Origin of the sequence: Leucobacter tenebrionis (assembly GCF_019884725.1) — a bacterium.
GTDB lineage: Bacteria > Actinomycetota > Actinomycetes > Actinomycetales > Microbacteriaceae > Leucobacter > Leucobacter tenebrionis.
On record NZ_CP082322.1, the window covers coordinates 1,216,558 to 1,234,136 of the forward strand.

16 protein-coding genes are annotated in these 17,579 nt (G+C 70.0%); 8 read left to right on the forward strand and 8 right to left on the reverse strand.

All coding sequences use genetic code 11. From position 1 onward, the window contains the following. The first annotated feature begins 79 nt into the window (after positions 1 to 79). Genes KVY00_RS05850 through KVY00_RS05865 form a run of 4 tightly spaced genes read left to right on the forward strand, consistent with a single transcriptional unit; the run spans position 80 to position 3,954 of the window. On the forward strand, positions 80 to 1,057 hold the full coding sequence (locus KVY00_RS05850; RefSeq protein WP_223044761.1) for a sugar-binding transcriptional regulator: 978 nt from the start codon (positions 80 to 82) through the stop codon (positions 1,055 to 1,057). Between the two features lie 10 nt (positions 1,058 to 1,067). Beyond that, positions 1,068 to 1,709, forward strand: a complete 642-nt coding sequence (locus KVY00_RS05855; RefSeq protein WP_223044762.1) for a beta/alpha barrel domain-containing protein — start codon at positions 1,068 to 1,070, stop codon at positions 1,707 to 1,709. Between the two features lie 57 nt (positions 1,710 to 1,766). Next, positions 1,767 to 2,468: a response regulator transcription factor gene (locus KVY00_RS05860; protein ID WP_223044763.1), complete on the forward strand. Its 702-nt coding sequence runs from the start codon at positions 1,767 to 1,769 to the stop codon at positions 2,466 to 2,468. A 1-nt stretch (position 2,469) separates the two neighbouring features. Next, positions 2,470 to 3,954 carry a sensor histidine kinase gene (locus KVY00_RS05865; protein WP_223044764.1) on the forward strand — a complete coding sequence of 495 codons (1,485 nt, stop codon included), beginning with the start codon at positions 2,470 to 2,472 and terminating at the stop codon, positions 3,952 to 3,954. An 84-nt stretch (positions 3,955 to 4,038) separates the two neighbouring features. On the opposite strand, the gene KVY00_RS05870 is transcribed toward KVY00_RS05865, so the two are convergent. Beyond that, the gene (locus KVY00_RS05870; RefSeq protein WP_223044765.1) at positions 4,039 to 4,698 is read right to left on the reverse strand and encodes a response regulator; all 660 of its coding nucleotides are present in this window, start codon (positions 4,696 to 4,698) and stop codon (positions 4,039 to 4,041) included. Then, positions 4,695 to 6,011, reverse strand: a complete 1,317-nt coding sequence (locus KVY00_RS05875; RefSeq protein ID WP_255572787.1) for a sensor histidine kinase — start codon at positions 6,009 to 6,011, stop codon at positions 4,695 to 4,697. The genes KVY00_RS05870 and KVY00_RS05875 overlap by 4 nt, the downstream gene beginning before the upstream one ends. 109 nt (positions 6,012 to 6,120) lie before the next feature. Here KVY00_RS05875 and KVY00_RS05880 point away from each other — a divergent pair, with 109 nt between their 5' ends. Both KVY00_RS05880 and KVY00_RS05885 read left to right on the forward strand, forming a co-directional pair. After that, the gene (locus KVY00_RS05880) at positions 6,121 to 6,999 is read left to right on the forward strand and encodes an ABC transporter ATP-binding protein (protein WP_223044766.1); all 879 of its coding nucleotides are present in this window, start codon (positions 6,121 to 6,123) and stop codon (positions 6,997 to 6,999) included. Then, on the forward strand, positions 6,996 to 7,781 hold the full coding sequence (locus KVY00_RS05885) for an ABC transporter permease (RefSeq protein WP_223044767.1): 786 nt from the start codon (positions 6,996 to 6,998) through the stop codon (positions 7,779 to 7,781). The genes KVY00_RS05880 and KVY00_RS05885 overlap by 4 nt, the downstream gene beginning before the upstream one ends. Before the next feature lie 176 nt (positions 7,782 to 7,957). On the opposite strand, the gene KVY00_RS05890 is transcribed toward KVY00_RS05885, so the two are convergent. The 4 genes from KVY00_RS05890 to KVY00_RS05905 all read right to left on the reverse strand — a co-directional run bounded on the left by KVY00_RS05890 (position 7,958) and on the right by KVY00_RS05905 (position 13,236). After that, a complete protein-coding gene (locus tag KVY00_RS05890) occupies positions 7,958 to 8,317 on the reverse strand; it encodes a hypothetical protein (protein WP_223044768.1) in 360 nt (119 codons plus the stop codon). Positions 8,318 to 9,354: 1,037 nt separating this feature from the next. Next, entirely contained in the window at positions 9,355 to 10,974 is a 1,620-nt protein-coding gene (groL, locus tag KVY00_RS05895; protein WP_223044769.1) for a chaperonin GroEL, read from the reverse strand. A 200-nt stretch (positions 10,975 to 11,174) separates the two neighbouring features. Continuing rightward, a complete protein-coding gene (locus KVY00_RS05900) occupies positions 11,175 to 11,960 on the reverse strand; it encodes a LytR C-terminal domain-containing protein (protein ID WP_255572788.1) in 786 nt (261 codons plus the stop codon). A 136-nt stretch (positions 11,961 to 12,096) separates the two neighbouring features. Next, positions 12,097 to 13,236 carry a heme/hemin ABC transporter substrate-binding protein gene (locus KVY00_RS05905; RefSeq protein ID WP_223044771.1) on the reverse strand — a complete coding sequence of 380 codons (1,140 nt, stop codon included), beginning with the start codon at positions 13,234 to 13,236 and terminating at the stop codon, positions 12,097 to 12,099. A 163-nt stretch (positions 13,237 to 13,399) separates the two neighbouring features. On the opposite strand from KVY00_RS05905, the gene KVY00_RS05910 reads away from it, so the two are divergent. Together KVY00_RS05910 and KVY00_RS05915 are read left to right on the forward strand one after the other, a co-directional pair. Beyond that, complete coding sequence (locus KVY00_RS05910) at positions 13,400 to 14,467, forward strand: FecCD family ABC transporter permease (protein ID WP_223044772.1); 1,068 nt, start codon at positions 13,400 to 13,402, stop codon at positions 14,465 to 14,467. Continuing rightward, a complete protein-coding gene (locus KVY00_RS05915) occupies positions 14,467 to 15,282 on the forward strand; it encodes a heme ABC transporter ATP-binding protein (RefSeq protein WP_255572789.1) in 816 nt (271 codons plus the stop codon). Before KVY00_RS05910 ends, KVY00_RS05915 begins: the two co-directional genes overlap by 1 nt. Positions 15,283 to 15,396: 114 nt before the next feature. Here the strand turns inward: KVY00_RS05915 and KVY00_RS05920 are convergent, their stop codons facing one another. After that, positions 15,397 to 16,341, reverse strand: coding sequence for an HtaA domain-containing protein (locus KVY00_RS05920; RefSeq protein ID WP_223044773.1), 945 nt, complete (start codon positions 16,339 to 16,341; stop codon positions 15,397 to 15,399). Positions 16,342 to 16,547: 206 nt separating this feature from the next. Then, complete coding sequence (locus KVY00_RS05925) at positions 16,548 to 17,516, reverse strand: DMT family transporter (RefSeq protein ID WP_223044774.1); 969 nt, start codon at positions 17,514 to 17,516, stop codon at positions 16,548 to 16,550. Between the last annotated feature and the right edge of the window lie 63 nt (positions 17,517 to 17,579).

Here is a 17,579-nt window from a genome sequence, read left to right on the forward strand (position 1 = left end):
CGTTGCGCGCTCATCTGTGATACATGGATAATAGAGCGAACACCCCCGCGCACGCAAGCTGCCGATCAGAGAGGATCCCATGCCGAAGCGATCCCCCACCGAAGCCGTTTCGGCCGCCGACCGCGCCCTCGCCGCCCGGGTCGCGCGGCTCTTCTACCTCGACGACCGCAGCAAGGTGCAGATCTCCGAGAGCCTCGGCGTCTCCCGCTTCAAGGTCGCGCGCCTGCTCGACCTTGCGCTCAACGAGGGGATCGTGACCATCAGCATCGACGACGGCGGAATGCTCGACGAGGCCCTCTCCGAGCGGGCGGGCGAAGTGCTCGGCCTCGAGCGGGTCACCGCCGTCTCCGCGTTCGGCACCCTCGACGAGGTGCGCGGCACCGTGGGCCGCGAGGCCGCGAGGCTGCTGAGCACCACCCTGCGCGACGGCGAGACACTCGGCATGGGCTGGGGCCGGGCGCTCGGATCCACCGCCGAGGCCATCGAGTCGCTCCCCCAGGTCTCGGTGGTGCAGATGACGGGCGCCACCGAGATGACGCGCCATCTCTCCCCCGTCGAGGTCGTGCGCCGGATCGGCAACCACTCCGGAGGCGACATGCTCCCTCTCTTCGCCCCGCTCGTCGCCGACGACGAGGAGACCGCGGAGGTCTTCAGGCGCCAGTCGGACATCGCGCGCGTACTCGACCACCACCGTGATGTCACCACCGCCGTGATGGCGGTGGGGTCCTGGAACCCGCCGTCTTCGCAGCTCTACAACTCGCTCTCGCCCGAGGCCAGGCAGGAGCTCCTGGCGCAGGGTGCGGTCGCCGAGATCGGCGTCACCCTGCTCGACCGCGACGGCGGCGAGGTCGCGTCCGACTTCGCCAAGCGCTGCATCGCCGTGACCACCGAGCGGCTGCGCGCCATCCCCCGGGTCATCGCCGTAGCTGCCGGAACGGAGAAGGCCACCGCCGTCGTCGCACTGGCCCGGTCCAGGCTGATCTCCGAACTCGTCGTCGACGCCGAGCTGGCCGAGGCCGCGATCGCCGTGGCCGAGCAGACCGGGTCGAACGCATGAGGGCGGCCCTGTGATCCGCGTCGCCGCGTCGCTCTGGTCGGTCGCCCCGCCCGAGCTGGAGAGTGTCTCCCGCCGCCTCGTCGACGACGGCCTGGCCCGCTTCCACTGGGACCACGCCGATGGCACCATCGGCCCCGCGGGAGGCTTCACCCCCGCGGAGGCACGCCGGCTCGGGGCGGGAGCGGCAGCGGAGGCGCACCTCATGCACCGCGATCCCCGGCCCGCGATCGCCGAGTGGGCGGAGTTCTGCGATGCAGTGGCCGTGCACGTGAGCGAACCGCACTGGCGCGAGTGCTTCGGCCTCATTCGAGGGCACGGCGCCCTCCCCGTCGCCGCCGTCTCGAGCTTCGACGAGCTTCGCGCGGCCGCTGACGCGGAGGATCCGCTCGCCTCGGGAGCGCTGGTCATGACCATCCGCCCGGGCCACGCCGGCTCCGCGTTCGATCCCGCGAGCTACGACCTCGTCGCCGAGGCTTCGCGCCTCGGGTTCGGTCGCGTGGGTGTCGACGGCAGCGTGACGGAGGAGCGCGCCGCGCGGCTCGTGGATCGCGGAGCGAACTGGATCGTGAGCGGCACGAGCCTGGTGGGAGCCGACGACCGAGCGGCGTGGATCGCGAACGTGCAGGGCCGTTCCGGGCAGCGCGCGGGTTAGCGATCCCCGCCGACGCATTTCCAGCTACTTCATAGCAATCTTCCAGAGACTGGAAGCATGACTACGCAGAACAAGGGACCCCGGATCCTCATCGTCGATGACGAGCCCAGCATCCGCGAGCTGCTCAGCACGAGCCTGCGATTCGCCGGCTTCGGAGTGCGCGCGGTCGGCAACGGCGCGCAGACCATCTCCGCCGTTCTCGAAGAAGAGCCCGACCTCATCGTGCTCGACGTCATGCTGCCCGATATGAACGGCTTCAGCGTGACCAAGCGGCTGCGATCCGCCGGTTACACGGCCCCCATCATCTTCCTCACCGCGAAGGACGATACCGAGGACAAGGTCGAGGGCCTCACCGTCGGCGGGGACGACTACGTCACGAAGCCGTTCAGCCTCGACGAGATCATCGCCCGCATCAAGGCCGTCCTGCGCCGCACCATCCAGGAGGACGAGGACTCGGTGCTCGCCGTCGGCCCCATCACGATGGATCAGGACACCCACGAGGTCTCGGTCGCGGGCACCCCGGTCGAGCTCTCCCCCACCGAGTTCAAGCTGCTGCGCTACCTCATGCAGAACGCCAACCGCGTGCTGTCGAAGGCGCAGATCCTCGACCACGTCTGGGAGTACGACTTCAACGGAGACGCCGGCATCGTCGAGTCGTACATCTCGTACCTGCGCCGCAAGCTCGACCCCCTCACCGAGGAGTCGTTGATCCAGACCAAGCGCGGCTTCGGGTACATGCTGAAGACCGAGACGAAGTAGCGTGACGCGCTTCGCCGATCGCTGGGCCGATGTCTCGCTGCGCGCGAAGATCACCGGCGTCACGGTGTTCATCCTCTTCCTGGGACTCATCGTGGCCGGCGTCGGCACCCTGTCGGTGCTGCGACCGATGCTCGAGCTGAATCAGTCGAACACGCTGATTCAGCTGCGCAGCGATCCCGCCGAGGCGCTGGCGCCGCAGGCCGACGTCAACAACCTCGGGCGCGACGACATCCTGTATGCGAACCGCAGGTACTACGTCGCGCTACTCGGCCCCGACGGCACCCTGCAGTACGACAACGCCCGGGGCGACAGGTCGTCGTCCACGCCGGAGGTGCCGCCGGCCGGCAGCATCAACAGCGACGGATTCACGCCGATGTCGAGCCCCGACGGCACCGAGTGGCAGGCGATCACGATACCGATCGTGCAGAACGGCGCCGTCAAGGGCACCCTGCTCATCGCCATGTCCAGCTTCGTCGATCAGGTGCTCACGCAGTACGTGGTCATCTTCACCGCGTTCGGCGTGGCGGTGATCCTGCTCGGCGCCGCCCTCACCCGGCTGCTCGTCACCGCGACCTTCCTCCCTCTCGCCGAGGTCGAGCAGACCGCCCTCGAGATCTCGCGCGGCGACTACTCGAAACGCATCATGGTGTCGAGCCCGCACACCGAGGTCGGGCACCTCGGCGAATCGCTCAACATCATGCTCGATCGGCTCGACGGCTCCCTCGAGGATCAGGCGCGCACCATCGAGCGCATGCGCCGTTTCATCGGCGATGCCAGCCACGAGCTGCGCACGCCCCTCGTCTCGGTCCGCGGCTACGCCGAGCTGTACCGCATGGGGGCCCTGCAGGAGGACGAGCAGGTGCGGCAGGCGATGGAGCGGATCGAGAAGGAGGCGATCCGCATGACCTCGCTGGTCGAGGATCTCCTCGCCCTCGCGCGCCTCGACGAGCGTCGACCCATGGAGCTCGCGCCCCTGCCGCTGAACCGCCTCGCCCGGGACGCCGCGCTCGACGCGCGCGCCCAGGCGCAGGATCGCGAGGTGCAGGTGATCGAGGACCCCACGGCCCCCGAGGTGCTCGGCGACGAGCACAAGGTGCGCCAGCTCATGACCAACCTGATCGGCAATGCCATGCGGCACACACCGGAGGGCAGCCCCATCGAGGTCGTCGTGTCCGCCGTGCCCCCGGCCGAGATCCCGGAGGGCAGGCCCCCGATGTCGCGCTTCGAGATCGTCGACCACGGCGAGGGCATCCCCGAGCAGATCCGCGAGAAGATCTTTGGAAGATTCTGGCGCGCCGACACCTCGCGCAACCGTGAGACGGGCGGCTCGGGCCTCGGCCTGGCCATCGTGAAATCGATCGTCGATGCGCACGGCGGCACCGTCGGCGTGTTCGAGACGCCCGGCGGTGGAGCGACGTTCCGCGTCGACCTCCCGGCGCCGCCGCCCTCCGACGACACCGTGCCGGTGCCGCGGCTGCAGGCGTAGTCTCGACGCGGAGGCCCTGCTTGTTGCGGGCCTGGCGACCGCTCCCGGGCGAGGACTCGTCGCGCACCCGATCGATAGCGCGGCTCAGCCGAGCACACCCTCGCGCAGCGCGCGCAGCACGGCCCGCGTGCGATCCCGCGCGTCGAGCTTGGTGAGGATCGCGGAGACGTGGTTCTTCACGGTCCCCTCGGCGAGGAACAGCGCGTCCGAGATCTCGCGGTTGCTGTACCCCTCGGCCATGAGGCGCAGCACCTCGAGCTCGCGCTCCGTGAGCGGGTCGACCGGGGGCGCCTGCGCGTCGGCCGGCGCCGGCCCCGAACGCAGGGTGCGCAGCAGGCGATCGGTGACCGACGGCGCGATGAGGGTGCCGCCGCTCGCGAGTGTCTCGACCGCGCGGGTCAGCTGCTCGAGCGTGACGTCCTTGAGCAGGTAGCCTCTCGCCCCCGCACGCAGAGCGTCGAGCACGAGCTGGTCGTCGTCGAAGGTGGTGAGCACGAGCACGGGAACATCTCGATCCGGATCCTCCGCCGCCGCCTCGCGCAGCCTCCGCAGCACCCAGATCCCGTCCCGATGCGGCATCCGCAGGTCGAGCAGCACCACGTCGGGCTGCACCTCGCCGATCACCGCCAGCGCTTCTCCTCCGTCCCCCGCTTCGCCCGCGACCTCGACACCGGCGATCTCGAGCAGCGTGCGGATCCCCTGACGCACGAGGGCCTGATCGTCGACCACCACCACTCGGGTCACGTCGGCCCCCGATCCGCGGGCGCCGCGGCTGCGGCGGGCCCCGCGCCCGGTCCCGCACAGATTCCCGCGCCCGGGCCCTCCGCCGCCGTGGAGGCCGCGCCCCGCGATCCCTCAATCGTCTCCACCGGCAGCCGGGCCGTCACACCGAATCCGCCCGGGCCGTCGGATCCGCCGTCCCCGCGAGTGCGGCGGCCGCCGTCGAAGGCCGCGCTCCCTCCGAAGGCCTCGAAGCGCTCGCGCAGTCCCCGCAGCCCGTTGCCGAGCGCGACCTCGCGCGCACCCCAGCCGTCGTCGCACGAGCGCAGCAGCACCCCCGAGCCCGTCGCGCGCACCTCGATCCACAACTCGCGCGCGTGCGCGTGCCTGATCGTATTGGTGACGATCTCCTGCACCGCCCGCACGAGCAGCACGGTGCGCTCCTCGTCGAGCTCGAGCGCCTCCTCCACCTCGAGGACGACGCGGGGCTCGGTGAGATCCTCCACCACGCGCTGCAGCGTCTCGCGCAGGTCGCCGCTGCCGCTCCGCAGCTCCCCCACCGTCGCGCGCACGCTCGACAGCAGATCGCGCGCAACGGTATCGGCGCGCTCGATGTGCGGGATCGCCGCCGCCTCGGCGGGGGCACGATGCTTGGCGGCCTCCAGTTCGAGCGTCAGCACGGTCAGCTGGTGCCCGATCAGATCGTGCAGTTCGCGCGAGATGCGCAGCCGCTCGCCGGTGCGCGTCGACTCCGCCAGCAGCGCCGACGCGGCCTGCAGCTCGACGTGCGCCTCCGCCAGATCACGGCGCGCCCGCTGCTCGCGTAGCAGCGCGGCCGAGCTCAGCAGCGAGGCCGCCTGGATCAGCAGATAGAAGACGCCGAACATCGAGAGCTCGGTGATCGCCTCCCGCGTGGCCGCCCCCTGCCCGGACATCTCCGGCGGCGGCCTCCACGGCACGAAGGCCAGGAACAGCACCAGCTGGTTGAGCGCGATCAGCACCCATCCCGCCCGCAACGGCGCGATATACGGGCAGACGGAGACCGTCACCACGAGCAGGATCGCGACGAGTCCGCGGCCGCCCGCACCCAGCACGAGCACCCACGACGCCAGAACCGCGATCCCGAACGAGCCGTGCACCCGGAAGCTGGGGCGCTGCAGATCCTCGGCTCCCCAGAGCCCGACCGTGAGTGCGAGGAGCATCACGATGAACAGCCCCACCCAGACGGGATGCGGGATCCGCGTCGGCGCCCCTCCGAAGAGCGCGGGGCCCGCTGCGACCAGCATCACCGCGAACATCGCGACGCCCGACCACAGTTCGGGGTTGAAGCGCCGCATGCCTCCAGCGTACGGGTCCGCACTGCGTCGCGCAGGTGCCGGAAGTCACGTTCGAAGAGGTGACCGGCGGCACGGGTGTTCCCTCCGCCCCGCACCTAGCGTGATGGGCATGGATACGCATCACGACGCAGCGAGAACGGAGACCGGGGCGCGAACGGACAGCGCGTCCGCGGCGGACAGCTCTACGGCCGGCACCGGTGCGGCAGCCGGTACCGGTGCGGCAGCCGGCACCGGCGCGATCGCTTCCGACCCGGCGGTCGTCGTCGAGGGGCTGCGCAAGCAGTACAGGCGGAAGGTCGCCGTCGAGGACATCAGCCTGCGCGTCGAGCACGGCGAGATATTCGGGCTCCTCGGTGCGAACGGGGCCGGCAAGACCACGACGGTCGAGGTGATCGCGGGCCTGCGCAGGCCCCGGCGGCACGACCGCGGCACCGTGCGGGTGCTCGGCCTCGACCCGCAGCGCGACCGCGCCGCGCTGCGGCACCTGCTCGGCGTGCAGTTGCAGAGTGCGACCCTGCACGGCGCGCTCACCGTCGACGAACTGATCAACCTGTACCGCGGTTTCTACCCGGACCCCCGGCCGGCCGCTCAGCTGATCGGACTCGTCGGGCTCGAGGAGCAGCGGCGCGTGCGGTTCGACAAGCTCTCGGGCGGTCAGCAGCAGCGGCTCTCGATCGCGATCGCGCTCGCCGGGCGCCCGCGCGTCGTGATCCTCGACGAGCTCACCACGGGCCTCGATCCGAAAGCGCGGCGTCAGATGTGGACGACCGTCGAGCGACTGCGGGACGAGGGATGCACGATCCTGCTCGTCAGCCACGCCATGGAGGAGGTCGAACGGCTGTGCGACCGCGTCGCTCTGCTCGATGCCGGGCGCGTGCTCGCGACAGGCACACCCGCGGCGCTCATCGAGAGGGCCCGGGCCGCCGACCTCGACGAGGCCTTCGTCGCACTCACCGGCAAGCATCTCGAAGAGGAGGAAGCAGCATGACTCTCGACCGCGCCGACACTCCCGTGCACACCCCGCGCCGGCCGGGTGTCTCCGCCTGGCTGCGGCTCTGCGTCTGCGAGGCGAAGATGACCGCGCGTGACACGGCGGGGCTCGTGGTTCCGTTCGGCCTGCCGATCCTCATCCTGCTCACCTCGGCCTCGGGCGCGGGGACCGAGATCGTCGCGAACGGCCGCAGCGCGCTCGATCTGTACGTGCTGCCCCTCGTCTTCGTCATGGTCGCGACGCTCATCGGGGTCACCAACATGCCGAGCTTCCTCGCCACCTACCGGCGCACCGGCGTGCTGCGCCGTCTCGCCACGACGCCGCTCTCACCGCTCGCGGTGCTCGGAGCGCAGGTCGCGGTGAGCTTCGCGCAGGCGATCCTCGGGATCGCACTCGCTTACGGCGTCGCGGCGGCCTTCTTCGGCGCGCGGCCGCCGGTGCACCCGTGGGCGGCGCTCGGCGCGCTGCTGCTCACGATGCTCGCCATGTACGGAGTCGGCATGGTCGTCGCCTCGGTCTCGCCCACGCCGAACGCGGCGGTGGCGCTCGGGATCATCGGATTCCTGGGACTCGGAGCGCTCGGCGGCATGTTCGGGTCGCGCGACTCGCTGCCCGGATGGCTCGCCGTCGTAGGCGAGGCGCTACCGTTCGGCGCCGGGGTCGAGGCCCTGTCGGCGGCCTGGGCGGGTGCCGCGGTCGACCCCGCGCACCTCATCAGTCTGGGCGTCTCCGCCGTGGTGGGGGCGAGCATCGCGGCGCTCTTCTTCCGCTGGGAGTGAGCGGACCCCGACCCCTCGCCCGCGCCGTTCCCCGCCGTCCGCCCCTCGCCCGCTCGCCGAGCACAGCCTCCGCACTCCGCACACCGCAGTCGATCGAGATGACGCGTTCGGCCCGATCTCAGCCCGATAGGGGCCGTGTGAGTCATCTCGAGCTCGGCGCGCGGTAACGCGGTTCGTTAGTAGGGCTCGGCGAAGTACCTGGCGAGACCCGGTGCGACCCGGCGGGGCCGTCGCTGCAAGAAGGCGCACATTTCTTCGTGCGTCTGTTCGAGCGCTCGGGGCTGGAAGTCCTCGAGGTGGGTGCGTTTCACCTCGTAGCCGGCATCTCTTGCCCGGTCGAGCCGACGCTGGTCGCGCAGATACTGCTTCCGGTCGAGCCGATGCTGCTCGCCGTCGTATTCGAGGATGAGCCTCCTCAGGCGATCGACGGCATCGAACCTGCCGATCCAGCACCCCTTGGCGTCATAGACCTCGGCCTGCAGCTCCAGGTCATCGATCCCCATTCTCGCGAGTTCGAAGTGCTGCAGGCTCTCCATACGAGACTCCGCCCCTACCCGAGCGACGCATAAAGCCGCCCTCAGTCTCCGGATACCTCTCGCGTTCGAAGCCTCCGCTGCCTCCAGAAGCTGTTCGAGACCGACCAACGACCACTGGCATGCACCGCGACCACGGAGTTTCACCAGGTGGTCAGCAGCCACGACCTGCTCCCGGAAACTCAGCAGCGGAGCCGACTGGATGAGCGCGGTCACCGGCGGCACACAGGCGAAGGCGACCCCCTCGAGCCCCTCGATCCCCTCGACTCGGACCTGCCACGGTTCCACCTCCGTGCCGTGATGATGTCCGTGGACGAGCACACCGCGCGCAGGTCCGTGCGGGCGGGGAATCGACACGTGCAGATCCGGCGGAGTGCGGATGGGCGCACCGTGCAGGTGGAGCGCCGTCGTGTGGCTGAACGCTTCGCCGCGCGACAGCCGCAGTAACGGCAAGTAATCGGACGCCGACTGCGCGACGCGTTCGCGGAGGGTCTTCGGATGCGCGGAGTCACGCCGAAGGCGCCGAACGCCCCGATAGGGGGCTTCGAACCGGGGATGACGAAGCTGTTTGCTGCTCAGGTCGCTCTGTACCGCCGAACCCACGAGAAAGGCGCGGCCGGGCAGTTCGTACGGATGCGGTTGATCGAGGGTTCCGGGCATGCCCACATCCTGCAGGCTTCCGCCCGCCGAAACGCGGTTCTCCACAGCACCCTGCCCGAAATAGGCGGGATACTGTGTTGCCCCATACCTGTGGACGAAGTACCCTTCCCACGTTCGGGACGGGAAACCCGTGAACCTCCTCGAAATGACGCCTGTTGCCCCGATCTCGACCGGACAGGGGCAGCACGCGTCATCTCGATAGCAGGCAGAGCGACGGGACGCCGGATGGCGGGGTGGCGGGGTGGCCGGATGGCGGGACGGCGGGGCGCACAGGATGGGGGCGGCGGGCGCAAAGGGGATGTGGGACAGCAGAACGAAGGGGAAACGCAGAACAGGGGCCGCACCCGAAGGTGCGACCCCTGTTCGAAAGGGACTCGGACTTAGAAGTCCATGCCTGCGCCCGGATCAGCCGCCGCGGGGGCAGCCGGCTCGGGCTTGTCGGCGACGACGGCCTCGGTGGTGAGGAAGAGGCCGGCGATCGACGCGGCGTTCTGCAGCGCCGAACGGGTCACCTTGGCGGGATCGAGAATGCCCTGCTCCGCCAGGTCGCCGTACTCACCGGTCGCGGCGTTCAGGCCGTGGCCGAGGGGCAGGCTCGCCACACGATCGGCGACCACGCCGGGCTCGAGGCCCGCGTTGAGCGCGATCTGGCGCAGCGGCGCCTCGATGGCGGCCTTGACGATCTTGGCGCCGACCGCCTCGTCGCCCGAGAGGCCGAGCCCGTCGAAGACGTCCTTGCCGGCCTGGATCAGCGCGACACCACCGCCGGGCAGCACGCCCTCGTCGACGGCAGCCTTCGCGTTGCGCACCGCGTCCTCGATGCGGTGCTTGCGCTCCTTGAGCTCGACCTCGGTGGCCGCGCCCGCCTTGATGACGGCGACGCCGCCGGCGAGCTTCGCGAGGCGTTCCTGCAGCTTCTCGCGGTCGTAGTCGCTATCGGTCGACTCGATCTCGCGACGGATCTGCTGCACGCGGCCGGCGATCTGCTCTTCCTCGCCGCCGCCCTGGACGATGGTGGTCTCGTCCTTGGTGATGATGACCTTGCGCGCGGTGCCGAGCATGTCGAGGGTCGCGTTCTCGAGCTTGAGACCGACCTCCTCGGAGATGACGGTGCCGCCGGTGAGGATCGCGATGTCCTGCAGCATGGCCTTGCGGCGATCGCCGAAGCCGGGAGCCTTGACGGCGGCCGACTTGAAGATGCCGCGGATCTTGTTGAGCACGAGGGTGGCGAGCGCTTCGCCCTCGACGTCCTCAGCGATGATGAGGAGCTGCTTGCCCGACTGGATCACGGGATCGACGACGGGGAGCAGGTCCTTGATGTTCGAAACCTTGCTGTTGACGATGAGGATGTAGGGATCCTCGAAGACCGCCTCCTGGCGATCGGCGTCGGTGACGAAGTAGGCCGAGAGGTAGCCCTTGTCGAAGCGCATGCCCTCGGTCAGCTCGAGCTCGGTGCCGAAGGTGTTCGACTCCTCGACGGTGACGACGCCCTCCTTGCCGACCTTGTCGATGGCCTCGGCGATGAGTGCGCCGATCTGCTCGTCGGCGGCGGAGATCGACGCGGTGGCGGCGATCTGCTCGGTGGTCTCGATCTCCTTCGCGTTCTCGAGCAGGCGAGCGGAGACGGCGGCGACGGCCTTCTCGATGCCCTTCTTGATCGCGATCGGGTCGGCGCCCGCGGTCACGTTGCGGAGGCCCTCGCGCACGAGCGCCTGAGCGAGCACGGTGGCGGTGGTGGTGCCGTCGCCCGCGACGTCGTCGGTCTTCTTCGCGACCTCCTTGACGAGCTCGGCGCCGATCTTCTCGTACGGATCGTCGAGTTCGATCTCCTTGGCGATGGAGACGCCGTCGTTGGTGATGGTGGGGGCGCCCCACTTCTTCTCGAGCACGACGTTGCGGCCGCGCGGGCCGAGCGTCACCTTAACCGTATCGGCGAGGGTGTTCAGACCCCGCTCGAGTCCACGACGCGCTTCCTCATCAAACGCAATGATCTTTGCCATGTACTTCGCCCCTCCCGGACGTCTCTACCGATGGTCAGCTCCGTGCCGGCGCAGGCACCGACGCACGGATGTTTTAGCACTCAGCCGAATCGACTGCTAACACCAATCTTGGCACTCAAGCATGTCGAGTGCAAGCAGCGGTGCTCGCGATCAGCGAACACGCAGCCCGATCATTCGTCATCGCGAAGGCGCGGCGACCGTCACTCAGCGGGAAGGGTGGCGGGATCGACGGCCATGCCGGTAGCCGGGTCCACCGGCCAGCCGGTGACGGGGTCGATCAGCCAGCCCGTCGCGGGGTCGATGAGCAGACCGGTTTCGGGGTCGATCTCGTATCCGGTCTCGGGATCGATCTGAGGCTCGCCCTCAGCGGGCTCCTCGGACCCGGCGCCGTCGAGATTCTTCGCCTCCTCGATCCCCGGCCCCGCGTAGTCGGCCCCCAGCAGCACGACGAGCTGCGATCCGTACTCCTGGTACTCGTCGGCCTGGTAGGTCGAGAGTCCGCCGAGCTTGGCCGCGAGACCCGCCGCTGCCGATGCATCGGCCTCGTCGCTGTAGAAGACCGCGGAGATCTGCACGTCGCTCGCGGAGGCGCTGCCGCTGAACAGGATCGTGCCCCACTGCTCCTGGGTGATGATCTGATCGAGTGCGGCCGCCAGATTGGTGGTCTCAGTGCCATTGAGCACGGCCACGGTCGCCTCGGGATCGAGCACGGCATCCGGAGTCTGGGCCGTGCTCGAGGTTCCCTTCGGACGATCGCCCGGCAGTTGGCCCGCCTTGTCGATCGCGATCACGAAGCCGATGCCCGCAGCCGTGAGCAGCGCGAAACCGAGCAGAGCGGCGATCAGGTACTGCGAGACGTAGCGGGGCTGGGCGGTGAAACGATGCGCTCCGACCCGGCCGCTGCGAGGCACTCGATCGAAGCGATCCTCGGGGTAATCCTGGCGCGCGCCACGAGGCTCGGTCGTGCCCTCGGTCTTCTGCGCCACCCCTGCTCCCGTCTGATCCTTCGGCCGCCGGGATACTCCCCCGCGATTCCCCCTTAGCGTACCTTGCCGCATCCTGACAGTTCTCCGACGACGCGACGGTTTCGCAGTCGTCGCCCCGGGCGGTCGAAGCGAATCCTCAGGATCCGGCTTCGGCGGGATCCTGCAGCGAATCCGGTGCGTAGATCGCGCGCGCGAGACCGTCGATGACATCGGGGATGCGGGTGCCGCCCGCGAGCAGCACCGAGTCGTCGATATCGATGATGCGCCGGTGCTCCCCCGCGGAGGTGAGGCCGATGCTCGGCTGCGCACGGATCAGGCCGTCCACGCCGCCCGCGCTCTCGAGCCCCTTCGACATCACGATGATGATGTCGGGATCCATCGCGATCAACGCTTCCTCCGTCATCGGCCGTTCGCCCTCCCAGCCGATCTCGGCGGCGACGTCGACGGCCCCGAGCGAGCGGATGAGGGAATCGATGCCGCTGCCCTCGCCGAAGAGATAGAAGATACCGGCGGTGCCCCGCACGTAGAGGAAGGCGACCCGGGGCAGATCGGCCGGGTCAGGGGGCAGCATCTGCTGCACCTCGGCCTCCTTCTCGGAGATCGCCCGGCGCAGGGTGTCGATGAGCGGGGGCGCCGCTTCCCCGACTCCCAGCGCATCGGCGACCTGCTGCGCGGTGATGAAGCTCGTCTCCGCGTCGACGGCGCGGTCGACGGTGACGACGGGGATGCCGGCATCGCGCAGCTGCAGCACCACATCGGTGGGACCGATGCTGCCGTCGGTGATGATGAGGCTCGGGTTGAGCGCGAGCACCCCCTCGGCGTCGATCGAGTGACCGTCTTTCGTGACGACCGGAACGTCGTCGGAGCCGGGGAAAACCGTCGAGACGTCCCGGCCCACGATGTCGTCCGCCATGCCGAATGCGTAGACCAGCTCGCCCACGGACCCGCTGAGCGAGAGCGGCACGATGCGCGAGCTGTCTTCGACCGTCACCTCGGTGTCTCCCGAGCGGTCGTGCGAGACGACGGTGACGGGCAGTCGGGGTTCGGGAGCGTCGGCGAGAACGGGGATGCTCGGGCCGCCGACGACGGCGGTGGTGGGACCCTCGTAGGAGGTCGGATCGTCGAGCGGGGTGACCTCGCTGAGCGGCGGCAGCTCGACGGCTTCGACCCCGGCCGCGCCTCCTCGCCCGGGCCCGGTCTGACAGCCGCTCGCACCGAGGCCGATCAGCGTCACGAGGGCGAGCGCGACGATCCCCCGCCTCGATCCGATCCTCATGCAGCCCGACCTCTCTTCTTCCGCTCTTCCCCCGACGAATACCGGGGTTTAGCCTAACCCAAGCTAGGTATGATGATTAGTGGACTTCGAAGATCCACCTCATTCTCGCACCGGCCGAGCCGCGCTCCCCCGTGTGATCCACGCAAAGGTTTTCCGAGCTCGTATGACCCCCTCCTCGTCCGTGGCACGTGACCGTCGCGCGACGACCAAAGCCGTTCTGTTCGCGACGCTCGCGGTGGCGCTCGTCGCCGCGATCGTGCTCTCGGGCAGCACCGGGCAGCTCGGGATCCCGCCGCAGGAGGTGCTGGGCTCATTGCTGCACCGCGTCGGCATCGACTGGCTGCCCCTGCCCGGTCACCCCATGGGAGACCAGACGCTGTGGTCCGTGCGCTTCCCCCGCGTCGCCATCGCCGTGCTCATCGGAGCGGGCCTCTCGGTCGCCGGCCTGCTCATGCAGGCCATCTTCGGCAACCCCCTCGCGGAGCCGGGCGTGATCGGCATCTCCTCCGGAGCCGCGGTGGGCGCGGGTCTCGCCATCGTCTTCGGCGTCACGGTGTTCGGCGAGTGGACGACAGCGGTGTTCGCCTTCGCGGCCGGGCTCGCCGCCACCCTCGTGGTGTACGCGATGAGCCGGGCCGATGGCCGCACCGAGGTGGTCACCCTGGTGCTCACCGGCATCGCGGTGAACGCGATCGCGGGCGCGGGCATCGCCCTGCTCACCTTCCTCGGCGACACGCAGTCGCGGGAGCAGATCGTCTTCTGGCAGCTCGGCAGCCTCGCCGGCAGCCGCTGGTCCCAGGTCGCGGTCATCGCCCCCGTGATCGCGGTGGGCCTGCTCTCCGCCTACTTCGCGGCTCACCGGCTCGACCTGCTGTCACTCGGCGAGCGCAACGCCCGCCACCTCGGCGTCAACGTCGAGCTGCTGCGCATCGGCATGATCTTCGTGGTGGCGCTGCTGACCGGCGCCGCGGTCGCGTTCGCGGGCATCATCTCGTTCGTGGGGCTCGTGATCCCGCACCTCATGCGCATGATCCTCGGCCCGGCGCACCTGCCGCTCGTCACCGCCTCCGCGCTCGGCGGCGGCCTGCTGCTCACCCTCGCCGATCTCGGCGCACGCACCATCGTGCCGAACGCCGACATGCCGATCGGCATGCTCACGGCGCTCGTCGGCGGGCCCTTCTTCTTCTGGCTGCTGAGGCGCACGCGCAAGCGGAGCGGAGGCTGGGGCTGATGGCCCGTTTCTTCGAGCTTCCCGAGCGCGCCGTCGCGGGCGACATCGTCTGCGCCGCGGAATCCGTGCACCTCGAGCGCGGGGGCCGTGTGCTGCTCGATTCGGTGTCGCTCGAGCTGCGAGCCGGCGAGGTGCTCGCCCTGCTCGGGCCGAACGGGGCCGGCAAGTCGACACTGCTGAGCCTGCTCTCGGGCGATGTCGCACCGGACCGCGGATCGGTGCGCTTCGGCGATCGCGCGATCACCGACTGGTCGCTCGCCGAGCTGTCGCGGCGACGCGGCGTGCTGCTGCAGGACAACCAGCTGCTGTTCCCGTTCACCGTGCACCAGGTGGTCGAGATGGGGCGGGCACCGTGGCGGCGCACCCCGCTCGAGGACGAGGACAACGCCGCGATCTCCGAGGCCGTCGCCGCGGCTGATGTCGCGCACCTCGGCAATCGCCGGGTGCCGTCGCTGTCGGGTGGCGAACGCGCCCGCACCGGCTTCGCCCGGGTCATGGCCGGTCGCACTGGCGTTCTGATGCTCGACGAGCCGACGGCCGCGCTCGATCTCGGGCACCAGGAAGCGGTGCTCGGGATCGCGCGCGAGCGCGCCCGCGCCGGCGACGCCGTGCTCGTGGTGCTGCACGACCTCAACCTTGCCGGCGCCTACGCGGACCGGATCGCGCTGCTGCGCGACGGCCGCCTCATCGCATGCGATGCTCCGGATCGGGTGCTCACGGCCGAGACCGTGAGCGAGGTGTACCGGACTCCGGTCGAGGTGATCCCCCACCCCGTCACCGGCAAAGGCATCGTGCTGCCGCGGCGGAGCCTCTGAGGAAGGCGGGCCGGAGCGGTCTTCGCCTCCGGCATCGAACCTGCCTAGAAGTATCGAGACAGCCCATGATTCGCGCGAATTGCAGGCTCCCTCGCCAGAAATAGGCAGTCTCGATCAGGCGTCGGGCGCGGAGGGCGGCGCTGATCCCCGCTCGGGCGCGGAGGGCGGATCGGAGCCCCGCTCGGGATCGGACTCCGGCTGCGACCGGCCGCGGCGGCCGGCGATGAGCAGGCCCGACGCGACGCCGATCGCGAGCAGCGCGACACCCGCCACGATGATCGGGGCCCAAGGGATCCCCGGATCCGCCTCCCGCGGTTCGACCGGGAGCGTGCCCTGGTCGGTCGGCTCACTCGATTCGTCAGGCGATCCCCCGCCCGCCTCGATCTCGGCCAGCGCGCACCCGGCGACGGTCGCCGAGAGGGAGATCGGATCCAGCTCGTCACCCGCAACATACCCCCCGTAGCCGCCGTTGAAGGCCTCGGCACCCTTCTCGGTCAACCGCACCGGTGCTGCCGCGATCTCGAGGGTGTCGCCCTCGGCCGACAGCGCGCCCGAGAGATCGATCTCCGCGGCGCGCACCTCCGCGGTCGCGGCCGCACCGCCCTCGTTCGCGGCGTCGGTGGCACCGATGCCGAGCACCAGGTACGCCTCGTTCTCTCCGGAGAATTCGATCGCGGGATCGCTCAGGTCGAGCTGCATCGCGCCGTCGTGCCCGGTGAAGTGCACAGCGCCGGTGAACGCGATCCGTCCCTCCTCGAGGCTCCCCGAGACGCTTCCCTCGGCCCGGTCCCAGATGAAGTCGGGGGTCTCGTAGCGCATGTCGTCGCTCACGGTCCACTCGCCGTTCGCGATGGACCCGCTGATGTACGAGCGGAAGCTCTCCTTCACACCCCACGTCAGCTCGGCCGACTCGATGGCGCAACCCGCCGGTTCCTGCTGAGCGCGTGCGATCTGTGCGGGATCCGGGGACGCCATCGCGGGAGCCGTACCCGCGACGACCGCGCCTCCGAGGACAACGATCCCGGTGAGTGCGCGGATCACGGCGGATAGCTTCGTCATCTTGCCCTTCGATCGCCTCGTCACTGCGCCGGCACCCGTCATGGTTCCCGCGAACGGCCCGGTCTGCTCGACGACACCCGGCGCGGCATCGCTAGCAAGTCTGACGAATAGCGCCGGACGATGCAAATAGACCGGCCCGCCCGTGCGCCGCGCGATCGGCCGCGGCGTCCATCGGGTGCGGCGCCCGTCGGGCGCAGCCGCGCGCCTCAGACGCGCGATCCGCGGCCGGCGGCCGGCCCCTCCGATCTCCGGCTCGGCAGCGAGGCGATCACCACGGCGAGCAGCGCGACCGCCGTGCCGATCGCCATCCCGACCGTCACCCCGCCCGCGAGAGGCAGCCCCGCTTCCAGCAGCAGCGACGCGATCAGCTGTCCCGCCACGTTCGACATGCTCAGCAGCAGCACACCGGCCGCTCGCACCAGCATGGCGGCCACCGCGATGAACACGGTGCCGATGACGCCGCCCACGTAGTAGAGCGGGGAGGTCGGCCACTCCGTCGGCCAACCCGAGATCGCCACGGACACGACCGCGATCACCGCGAGAACAGCGGTACCGACGACGAAGTTCACGAACGTGGAGGTGACGGCGCTCCTCGCGGCCGCCCGGACCAGGCCGTTCACCATCGACTGCCCCGCCACGCCCACTCCGATCAGCACCGGGAAGACGACGAGCCACACCGCGTGCGATACGGCCAGATCCAGACCGACCGAGATGATGACGGCGAGCACCGCCAGACCGGTGCCGACGAGCCTCAGAGGCGTCGGATCGATGCGGCCGCCCGGGCCCAGGCCGGCTCGATCGAGGATCAGACCGCCGAGCACCTGGCCGGCAACGATGCCCACGGTGAAGAGCGCGAGCCCCGTGAGCGGAGCCACGAGGCCCTGCCCCAGCACGAAGGCGGCGCCCGCGGCCCCGCCGAGCAGCGTCCACAGCGGGAGGCGACCGGCCGTCACCTCGGCCCGCAGGCTCACGAGGCCCGCCTTCGCGCGCCGCGACACGAGCACTGCGATGCACATCACGACGAGACCTGATCCGAAGGAGACGACGGCGGTCACGTAGCCGTTGCCGATCTGCTGGCTCAGGCCCCCGTTGACACGCGATTGTACCGCCACGAGCATTCCGGCGATACCCGAACCCAGGAGTGCAGCCCAGACGGGCAGTTTGGAACTAGACACTCCCCACAGCCTAGTCCCCGCGGTGCGCCGCGCTCAGGGCAACGCGCCAGCGTTGCGCGCGGG

Excerpts from the sequence above, each read along its gene's own strand:
- KVY00_RS05850 (WP_223044761.1), top strand. The coding sequence starts at position 80 with ATGCCGAAGCGATCCCCCACCGAAGCCGTTTCGGCCGCCGACCGCGCC.
- KVY00_RS05860 (WP_223044763.1), top strand. The coding sequence starts at position 1,767 with ATGACTACGCAGAACAAGGGACCCCGGATCCTCATCGTCGATGACGAG.
- KVY00_RS05875 (WP_255572787.1), bottom strand. The coding sequence starts at position 6,011 with ATGCGGCGCTTCAACCCCGAACTGTGGTCGGGCGTCGCGATGTTCGCG.
- KVY00_RS05880 (WP_223044766.1), top strand. The coding sequence starts at position 6,121 with ATGGATACGCATCACGACGCAGCGAGAACGGAGACCGGGGCGCGAACG.
- KVY00_RS05885 (WP_223044767.1), top strand. The coding sequence starts at position 6,996 with ATGACTCTCGACCGCGCCGACACTCCCGTGCACACCCCGCGCCGGCCG.
- KVY00_RS05890 (WP_223044768.1), bottom strand. The coding sequence starts at position 8,317 with ATGGAGAGCCTGCAGCACTTCGAACTCGCGAGAATGGGGATCGATGAC.
- groL (WP_223044769.1), bottom strand. The coding sequence starts at position 10,974 with ATGGCAAAGATCATTGCGTTTGATGAGGAAGCGCGTCGTGGACTCGAG.
- KVY00_RS05905 (WP_223044771.1), bottom strand. The coding sequence starts at position 13,236 with ATGAGGATCGGATCGAGGCGGGGGATCGTCGCGCTCGCCCTCGTGACG.
- KVY00_RS05910 (WP_223044772.1), top strand. The coding sequence starts at position 13,400 with ATGACCCCCTCCTCGTCCGTGGCACGTGACCGTCGCGCGACGACCAAA.
- KVY00_RS05915 (WP_255572789.1), top strand. The coding sequence starts at position 14,467 with ATGGCCCGTTTCTTCGAGCTTCCCGAGCGCGCCGTCGCGGGCGACATC.
- KVY00_RS05920 (WP_223044773.1), bottom strand. The coding sequence starts at position 16,341 with ATGACGAAGCTATCCGCCGTGATCCGCGCACTCACCGGGATCGTTGTC.